Annotated in this window: 8 protein-coding genes and 1 pseudogene; 2 read left to right on the top strand and 7 right to left on the bottom strand. The window is 70.5% G+C overall.

Going from position 1 to position 8,948, the window contains the following annotated elements; genetic code table 11:
• Positions 1–33: 33 nt before the first annotated feature.
• From AB0L34_RS31210 to AB0L34_RS31225, 4 genes and pseudogenes are all read right to left on the bottom strand, one after another.
• The gene (locus AB0L34_RS31210) at positions 34–1,587 is read right to left on the bottom strand and encodes a TROVE domain-containing protein (RefSeq protein WP_363708942.1); all 1,554 of its coding nucleotides are present in this window, start codon (positions 1,585–1,587) and stop codon (positions 34–36) included.
• An 886-nt stretch (positions 1,588–2,473) separates the two neighbouring features.
• A complete protein-coding gene (locus AB0L34_RS31215) occupies positions 2,474–2,989 on the bottom strand; it encodes a DUF3592 domain-containing protein (protein ID WP_363708944.1) in 516 nt (171 codons plus the stop codon).
• Between the two features lie 43 nt (positions 2,990–3,032).
• Entirely contained in the window at positions 3,033–3,392 is a 360-nt protein-coding gene (locus AB0L34_RS31220; protein ID WP_363708946.1) for a helix-turn-helix transcriptional regulator, read from the bottom strand.
• Between the two features lie 159 nt (positions 3,393–3,551).
• Positions 3,552–4,244: pseudogene (locus AB0L34_RS31225) on the bottom strand (TetR/AcrR family transcriptional regulator C-terminal domain-containing protein); the annotation flags it as partial.
• Between the two features lie 65 nt (positions 4,245–4,309).
• Here AB0L34_RS31225 and AB0L34_RS31230 point away from each other — a divergent pair.
• Complete coding sequence (locus AB0L34_RS31230) at positions 4,310–4,570, top strand: hypothetical protein (protein WP_363708948.1); 261 nt, start codon at positions 4,310–4,312, stop codon at positions 4,568–4,570.
• 109 nt (positions 4,571–4,679) lie between these two features.
• Here the strand turns inward: AB0L34_RS31230 and AB0L34_RS31235 are convergent, their stop codons facing one another.
• The 3 genes from AB0L34_RS31235 to AB0L34_RS31245 are packed head-to-tail and all read right to left on the bottom strand — an operon-like array spanning position 4,680 to position 7,745.
• Positions 4,680–5,282 (bottom strand): cysteine hydrolase, encoded by a 603-nt coding sequence (locus tag AB0L34_RS31235; RefSeq protein ID WP_363708950.1) that lies wholly within the window; start codon positions 5,280–5,282, stop codon positions 4,680–4,682.
• 11 nt (positions 5,283–5,293) lie between these two features.
• Positions 5,294–7,381 (bottom strand): glycogen debranching N-terminal domain-containing protein, encoded by a 2,088-nt coding sequence (locus AB0L34_RS31240; RefSeq protein ID WP_363708952.1) that lies wholly within the window; start codon positions 7,379–7,381, stop codon positions 5,294–5,296.
• Positions 7,374–7,745, bottom strand: a complete 372-nt coding sequence (locus AB0L34_RS31245; RefSeq protein ID WP_357461820.1) for an SCP2 sterol-binding domain-containing protein — start codon at positions 7,743–7,745, stop codon at positions 7,374–7,376. The genes AB0L34_RS31240 and AB0L34_RS31245 overlap by 8 nt, the downstream gene beginning before the upstream one ends.
• 224 nt (positions 7,746–7,969) lie before the next feature.
• On the opposite strand from AB0L34_RS31245, the gene AB0L34_RS31250 reads away from it, so the two are divergent.
• Positions 7,970–8,731 carry a sulfite exporter TauE/SafE family protein gene (locus tag AB0L34_RS31250; protein WP_363708954.1) on the top strand — a complete coding sequence of 254 codons (762 nt, stop codon included), beginning with the start codon at positions 7,970–7,972 and terminating at the stop codon, positions 8,729–8,731.
• Positions 8,732–8,948 lie beyond the last annotated feature (217 nt).

Genomic DNA, 8,948 nt, shown 5'->3' on the forward strand with positions numbered 1-8,948 from the left:
CTCGGGGGGTGGGAGGCCGACGTCGTGGCGCGATCAGAAAGGCCACTGCTCGCGGGATCCCGCCTCGATGAGCGGGATCATCGCGAACGCCGCGTCGGACAGGCCGCCGAACGTGTGCCGGTTCCCGGCCGTCGGGGCGTGCCCGACCCGGTATCCGGCCAGGTTCCAGGTGTACACCGGCACCTGCCCGGGCACCGCGGCCGTCACGTCCACCGAGTGGTGCCAGTGCGCCTGCTCGTCGGTGAGGATGACCACCCGGTCGTGCCCGGCGTAGTGCCGACGCACCGCCTTCTCGGTCTCGGTCCCGCCGCCGTAGAAGTAGCCGCCCTCCTTGAACCGGCGCACCGCCGCCAGCACCGACTCGCCCGCGACGGCCGGGAACACCCGGGTGTCCTGGGAGAAGGACACGACCGTCGCGTCCTGCGCGCGGGCGGCCAGCGCCAGGCCGAACACGGTGGCCGCGTCCCAGCAGCGCAGCGTGCCGTCCTTGCTGAAGGCGCTGTTCATCGAGCCCGACGTGTCGATCAGGACCAGCGTCCGACCGTCCAGGGCGGGCACGTTCGCCAGCGCGTGCTGCAACGCCTTCTCCAGCGGGTACCCCCACCGCAGGCTCGGTGCCGCGTTGTAGGCCGACAGGAAACGCATCGGCAGCACACGCGACCTGGCGACCTCGCCCGGGTCGGACAGCTTGGCCGCCACCGTCTCGGCGACGGCGTCGCTGACGCCGGCCTGGTCGAAGTTGCGCAGGTTGCGCAGCAGCGCCAGGTAGCCCATCGTCGGGATGATCGCCTCCCAGGCGTGGGCGTCCATCGCCGTCTGCCGCCAGCCGGCGAGGGCCTCCCACGTCATTCCGGCCGCGCCCAGCACCGCCGGGTCGGTGACCTCCTGACGCCGCTCGACCGGCAACGCCATGAGCTCGGCCCGCGCCGCCAGCACGGTCAGCGACGCCGGCAGCGGGTTGTCCCGCTGGTGCCGCCGGTCCAGCGCGTGCCGGAACAGCTCACCCTGCCGCTCGTCCCGCGCGGTCGGGTGGGTCAGGTCGACGACGTCACCGAAGCGGACCGCGTTGCGGTCGGAGTCGTACTTGAGCAGGCTCCGCTCGTGGTACAGCCGCACCGCCGCGTCCGCGATGCCCCGCTTGACCGGCTTCGGCAGCGCCCGGCCGTGGCGACCCAGCCAGTAGGCGAGGGCCTCGCCCGGCTCGTCCGCGCGCTGCAACGCCGAGTCCACGACGGACCGTGATCCGGGAATGCCGGCCGCCACCTGTGCGCGGGCGCCCTCGAGGGCGGCCACGACAGCCGCCGAACGCAGCATCGCGCCGGTGCGCAGCCACGGCACGAAGCGGGCGAACCAGTCGGGGTCGGCGACGGCGACGGTGGCGACCAACTCCCGGAACCGAGCATCCCGGTCGGCGGCGCCCTCGTAGAAGGCCTCCTCGCCGACCATGTTCGACACGCCGAGCAGGAACAGTTCCGTGCGCGGCCCACGGGCGAAACCCGGGGCGCCCTCGGCGGTGACGAGCGCGGAGCCGTCTTCGTGCCGGTTCTTGCGCAGCTTGAGGTTGAACGTGGCCATCGCGTCCCCCATGTTTCGTACGAGAGGACGCGGCCACACGCACACCCGAGACCAGAGTCGGCGACGGACTTGTCCGCCGCTCTGTCCGATTGAGCTACCCGCCCGAAGGCGTGGGGGGACTCGAACCCCCAACCTGCGGATCCCGTGAAGTAACCGTCGCCTGCGCACCGGGTGTGGTGTGGTCGCGCCTCCCGAGATCGGAGCCGGCGACGGATGTGCCCTTCGCAGGGGCGTTCGCCCCTCCAGATGTAACCGTCACCTTCGCACCGGGAAGTGCGGAACCGACCGTAGCGGCGGCATCGGCGGCCGGGCAACGGAGTTTGCCGATCCGTGATGGCGGGTGGCAGAAACGGTCGCGCTGCGTACCCGAGACCAGAAGGTCGACGACGGAATGCCTATTGCTCTGCCAACTGAGCTACCAGCACAACGGCTGGAGGGGACTCGAACCCCCGACCCATAGATGAGAAGTATCCGTCGTCTGCGCACCGGGACGCGTGGCAACAACGTACAGGCGGCGGCTCGGGAGCGGCAAGGGGTTTCGCGTCCGTCAGTCGTTCACGCCGCTCACCCGAGACCAAGGTTGGACACGGCGTGTGCGGGCTCGAACCGCAGAGCCCTTTTGTGGGCCCCTGCCAGAAGTAACCGTCTCCATCGCACCGGGTGAGCGGCGTGAGCGCGCCTCCCGAGACCAGATGCGGCAACGGAGACCGGCCCTCGCGGGCCAAGGTGACCTGGGCCGCTGGTCGACGCCGCGTTTCGGCGGCGGCGGGATTCGAACCCGCGTCTCCCCGTGGGAAGCGGAAGTAGCCGTTGCCTGCGCACCGGGAGGTGCCCGACCACGGTAGCGACCCCGTACACGAGATCCAACCGCATTTGTCGGGCCCCTGAGCGGCGGAAGTCAGCGGCCGCCGCGCTTGTGCTTCGAGCGGCTTGTGAACGCGGCACCGTCCCGGGCTCGCGGAGTCGAGGGCCGCGGCGGCGTACGCCGAGGGAACCAGCGCCCGAACGGGACGCGGGACAGCGTCAGGGGGACCGCCACGACCAGGATCCCGAACCCGACGGCGCCCAGCCCTCCCTGTACGCGGCCCCGGTGCCCGCTGAGTTGGTCGAAATCGGTGACGAAGTCGCCCGGATCGCCCCGGTTGACCCAGATCCGCATCTCGTCGCCGACGGACCGGCACACCTCGAAGCATGCGACCTCCCGCGTGTACGTCCGGCCGGACAGCTCGTACCGGACGTGCATCGTGGTCGACGTGCCGCCACGCTTGGACACGCGGTCGTGGACGAGTGCCCGCGCCGGCACGCCCTGCGCCCGCAGGTCGGTCTTCCAGTCGTCGAGTGCGTACTGGGTGTGGAACGGCAGCCAGAGCAGCGCGCCGCCGACCACCAGCAGCAGCACGCAGCCGACGCTCACCCAGGCTGGGGACCGTCGCGGTGTGGTCGCGGCATGCACCCGGTCATCGTGCCGGCCGCCCGCAACCCCGTGCCACCACCGCCGGAGTCGCCGCCCGACCGCTGCGCTCCACGTTGGACAGATGGCTGTAGGAGGTTCCCGTGCGGCGCGCCATGCCCCGCATCGAGATCCCCGCCTTGACCCGCGCAGCGCGCAGGGGCGGCCCACTGATCAGCATGCCACCCTCACCTACCCCACCAGCCCGGTTGAATGCAGCCGAACAATGACGATTATAGATGTATCGGCGGCAGGTGGTGATCAAGGCTGGCGCTACCACTGATCGCCGGCTGGAGGTGATCCCGGGCATTTCCGGCCCTCGTCGTGCCCGTTGCGGACACCGACTCGGCGGCTCAAGGCAACACATCCCAACCCTGTCGCGCCGTGCTGGCTGGCCAGCAAGTCGGTCTCGGATTCGGGAAGCGGGACACTCGAGGCAGCGTGCGCACGCCGTTCAAGCGGCGCTGCTTCCGGCCGAAGCTGTCACGCCGGCAGATGTCCGTACTGCTGTCAGGAGAATCCCGTTGAGGCCCTCCTCGAACAGCAGGTCGTCGTCCCATTGGGTGTCGTCGAGATGGCCAGAGGCGTTGAGGGTCGGATAGGCGTTGGCGCTGGCGGCGACATGGTCGCGGGCTGCGGCTCTCACGTCAGGGTCCGCGGTCCGGTGCCACGTGGCTTCCGTGAGCGAGGCGCCGATGACGTAGTTGGCCAGCATTCGCGTGGCCACCGCAAGCCGAAGTCCCCAACAGCCGCCGCGCACCAGCGCCGATTGCAGAAACTCGGTACGGGCCAGGACGTTGGGCCCGAGCATCGGACGTCCGACCAGCCGTGGTGCCCAGGGATGGCCCAGCATGGCGCCACGCCAGCCTCGGACGAGGGCGCGGATGTCCTCGTGCCAGTCGTCGCTCACGTCCGGGATCGGCACGTCGCCGAAGATCCGGTCAACGGCCAGGTCCAGGACGTCGTCCTTCGTCCTCACGTGCCAGTACAACGCAGTCGCCGTCACGTTGAGCTGCTGGGCGAGGCAGCGCATCGTCAGGCCCTCGATGCCGTGCTCGTCCAGCATGGCCACCGCTGTGTCCACGATGCGTTCGAGGGTCAGCGGCGGTTTGCGCCGTGCACGTGAGGGTTCCGCCCGCAGCCATACCGGCGGCGGGGTGCGGCTGCCCCGTCGCCCCGCCGAGGGTGTCGTCGGCGCACCGGGCTCTGCGGTGGTCATAGAGCCAACTCTAGTCCGGTGGACAGGCAACTTAACAGCGGTAAGCTAGTCGAACGTGCGAAAGGATGGCCTTGACGGTCGGCAAGGAGTTCGCCATGCCTCTGCTGCGAGTCCACCTCGACATCGACCGGGCCGATGCCCGTCGCGTCCTGCAACTGCATCAAGAGGGCAAGATCCATCACGAATCGCGGGAAGCTGCTCGGGAACAGGTGTGGCGCCAGGGCCGCACCCCGGCCGGTGACCCGCTCTTCGTCGGCATCACGAACGGCCGCCGCAACGTGCAGTTGCTCTACGACGTCGAGGTCTACTCCGACACAGTCCCTTGAGCACCCGCCATGCTCGCGCGACCCAGACGGTGGTGAACACCTCGATGAAGGCACCTGCGGAGGCAGCCGGACCAGACCGTGACGCGGCCAGCTCGGATCGAGGGGCGACTCAACGCGACAGCCGCTCGACGACCTCGGCGGTCGTGACCACTTCGCCGAGCTGGCTCCACGTCTCCAGGCTCGCCCGGTGGGCCTCGTCGGTCGCGGCCGTGCAGGCGTCGGAGACGATCACGGGCCGGTATCCGTGGTTGACCGCCTCGAAGGCGGTTCCCGCCACGGACAGGTTGGTGGCGACACCGGTGAACAGGATTGTCTCGACCTGCCTGCGCCGCAGCACCGTGTCGAGTTCGGTGCCGAAGAAGCCGGTGAGCCGCACGTGGGTGACGACGACGTCGCCCGCCTCCGGCGCGACCTCGTCGATGATGCGGGACTTCGGCGCGCCCTCCAGGAATGCCTGCCGCTCGGGGATCATGGCGAAGCTGGGCGTGTTGGGGATGAGGTCGGGGTAGCCGGGCCGGTGGGCGACCCGCGTGTAGACGACGAGCCCGCCGCTGGCGCGTACCGCCCGGGCGACCTCGGCGGCGTACGAGGCGACGCGGTGGCGGGCGACCTGCTCGGCGAAGAAGGGACCGAAAAGCCCGTCGGGGCTGACGACCTCGTGCTGCCAGTGGACGCCGACCACCGCGGTGCGCGCCGGGTCGATTTCTCGCATCATCCCTCCCGTCAGGGGGCGGAAAGTTGTTGCGGTGCGGGCTGGTAGCCCTGCCTGCCCGCGGCGGCCGGGCCCCTGCCGTAGGCGTCGAACCGCCCCCACCGCCCGGGGATGCCGTGCAACGCCACGAAGTCGAGGTTAGCGGGAAGGGCGGGCCTGACGACGAGGTCTTCGCCCACCGGGTGGAGCCCGAGCATCGTCCTCAGCAGGAGCAGGGTCGCGCCGGCGGACCACGCCTGAGGGCTGCAGGCGGTGGGATAGTTGACCGGGTACCTGGTGTCGGTGCGGCTGGACCCGGAGAAGGCCTCGGGCAGCCGGCCGTCGTAGAAGACGGCGGCGTCCAGGATCCCCGCGGCGATCCGCGCCGCCTCGTCGGCGTACCCGTAACGGCGCAGTCCCCAGGCGATGAAGGAGTTGTCGAACGGCCAGATGGTGCCCACGTGGTAGCCGATGGGGTTGTAGCGGCCCTGGCCCTCGGCCAGCGTGCGGACACCCCAGCCGCTGAACAGGGCGGGCGACATCAGGTGCCGTACCAGGGCTTCCGCCTTCGGCTCGTCGACGATGCCGCTCCACAGCAGGTGCCCGATGTTGGAGGACAGGGCGTCCACCTGGCGGCCGTCGCCGTCGAGGGCGAGCGCCATGTACTCGCCGTCCGCCACCCAGAAGTCGCGGTTGAAGCGCTCCCTGAGGTCGGCGGCCTCCCGCTCCAGCCGGTCCGCGTACGACGGGTCGTTCCAGACGGTGCGGGCGAGCCGTGCGGTGCGCATCTTCGCGTCGTACGCGTACCCCTGCAGCTCGCAGGTCGCGCGGGGGAAACCCGGCAGCCGACCGTCGCGGTAACAGATGCTGTCCCAGGAGTCCTTCCAACACTGGTTCTCCAGACCGTTCCTGGTGTTCCGCCGCTCGTAGGAGATGTAGCCCATGCCCGTCAGGTCGGCGTAGTTGTCGATCCAGTCGATCGCCGCGCGCGCCTCGTGCTCGACCGAGCGCACGAGGTCGACGTCGCCGGTCCATCGCTCGTACTCGTCGAGCAGCACGAGGAACAGGGGAGTGGAGTCGGCGCTGCCGAAGTAGGGCGTGTGCGGGGTCTCCTCGAAGATGCTCATCTCGCCGTACCGCATCTCGTGCAGGATCCGGCCGGGCTCCTCCTCCCGGAAGTCGTCGACGCGGCTGCCCTGCCGGAGCGCGAGCACCCGGAGGGTGGTGGCGGCGAGTTCGGGTGTGAACGGCAACGCCTGCAGACTGGTGAAGATGCTGTCCCGGCCGAACATGGCCATGAACCAGGGCAGGCCGGCGGCGGGGACCCTCTTGTCCTCGGCGAGGAAGGGACTGAAGCGCAGCGCGGCCAGGTCGATCAGGCTCTGCCGGTACGTGCCGCTCAGTGGCGCCCAGCCGGATTCCAGGCGCGGCGCGTGGTCCAACCACTCCAGGAGATCCTGTTCCTTGTTCCTGCCCTTGCCTGCTGCCCGCCCCGGGATCACGAGGCGTTCCAGCCCTCTGGGCATCGGAAGGTCCGGCAGGGCGCTGAGTCTGACGGTCCATCGGCTGCGAGGTTCGAGGTGGACCTCGAACGTCAGGCCGTCGTCGTCCCACGCGGCCGGCGCCGACGCGGAGATGATCGTCTCCCGTCGGAACCGCTCCCGTTCGTAACCGAGGACGAGACGCCCGTCGTCGACCCGCCGGTAGTGTCGGCCCTTCTTCCTCACCGCCGCGTCCTTGACCTCGAAGAGGTCCGCGAAGTCGGCGTCCGCCTCGACCCTGAGGGTCACGTCGGCCGGTTCGTTGGCATAGTTGATGACGGTCAGGTCCTCGTGGAGGCCGCTGTCCAGGCTGTGCAGCCGACGCACCCCCACGGTGCTGTTGACGTAGACGTCCTGACGCCCCGGAACCTGGAAGAACCGGTTCTCGAAATAGTGGATGTCGTCGATGGAAAGGGTGGTCAGCCGTTCCCCGTTCACCGTCAGCACCCACTTCGACAGCAGCCGGGTGTCGTGGGCGAACAGGCCCATGGGAGCGTCGGGTGACGGGATGATGTCGCCCGAGCGGTTACACACCATGAAGGTGGTGCCGTCCAGGATGCCCACCTGGTTCTCACTCATGGTCACCTCCTCGGTGCTCCGTCCCCGCCGACCTGGGTGGCGGCGGGAACAACCTACGGAGGCTCGCGAAGAGCCGGGGGCTGCCCGCCACGGTCGCCTCGCCGCGCAGGACGGTGGTCAGGAAGTACGCCTCGCCGCTGGCGATCCGGTCGAACACCGCCCCGTCCGCCTGGACGACCGCGTCCCCGCCGGTCGCCTGCTCCGAGACCGTGATGTCGCCCTTGTCGATGGAGACGAGCCAGCGGTCGACCCGCCCGTCCCGGCTGATGTCGAAGCGGACACTGCCCTCGTCGATCGCCGTCAGGCGGCGGTCGTGTCCACGCTGCGCCAGGCTGCGGAAGAAATCCTGGGTGGCATTCCCCATCGCGCCACCTCCTCAGGGGCCACCATTCCCGCGAATCGCGGCTTCCGCCTCACCCGGAAGAGGTGAATTCCCCCGCCGCCGACCGCCGCTGCCGCCACCCCGGCGTCCCCGACGCCGCCACACCGCCGGCCACCGTCAGGCCGTCCGCGTCGCGGCGCGCCGGCCCGGCCCGGGCCGACGGACCCTGGCCCGGCCGGCGGGCGACGCCACTAGCCTGGGACTCGATGGATCCCATCGAGGCAACGCTGCTCCTCGCCGCCGGTGTCGCCACGGGCGCCTTCAACGCGGTCGCGGGCGGCGGCTCCCTCATCGCCTTCTCGGCGCTGCTCGGCACCGGCATACCGCCGCTGACCGCCAAGCTGACCAGCACGGTCGCGGTGTTCCCGGGGAACGTGGCCAGCGTCGTGGGCGGTTACCGGGATCTGCCACCCCGGCGAGACGTCAGGCGGATCCTCCCCGCCGCCGTGCTCGGCGGGGTCGCCGGGTCGGCGCTGCTGCTGCTGACGCCCAGCCGCGTCTTCGACACGATCGTGCCGTTCCTGGTGCTCGCCGCCTCCGCCGTCCTCGGCCTCCAGGGCCGCCTGAACGAGCTGGTCAGGCGCTCCGCGCTGCGTGGCCGACAGAAACACCCGGCGACGCTGCAGGTGTTGGTGGCCCTGGGCGGGGTCTACGGCGGCTACATCGGCGCGGGGTTCGGCATCGTGCTGGTCGCCAGCCTGGCTCTCCTGCAACACGAGCCGCTCACCAGGACGGTCGCCCTGAAGAACCTGCTGTCGGCCGTCATCTCGTTTACGGCGGTGGCGCTCTACGTCTTCTTCGGCACCGTCAACTGGGCAGGGGTGGCCATCCTGGTCCCGGCGACCGTCGTCGGCGGCTATGTCGGGGCGCGGCTGCTCCGCAGGCTCCCCGGTGCCCCTCTCAAGGCCGTGATCGTCACGTTCGGGGCGGTCTTCGGCCTGGTCCTGCTGTGGCGGAACGTGCTGTAGACCGGGTCAGTCGACGGCCGGGGCGGCTCGGCGGCGGCGCGCGGGGAACGCGGCAGCGGATCCGCGAGCCGGTCCACCACGGGGCGGCACGGCCGGCGGCCGGTGTCCGTCGGGCGCGGGGGATCCGCCGGGTGGGCCCGGCCCGGGTCATCCGCGATGGCCCGGACGGCCCGGCTGGTGGCGGCGGACAACGCCGTCCTCGACGAGCTGGCCGCCG

This window comes from Micromonospora sp. NPDC052213, assembly GCF_040679695.1.
In the GTDB taxonomy this organism is placed as follows: Bacteria; Actinomycetota; Actinomycetes; order Mycobacteriales; family Micromonosporaceae; genus Micromonospora.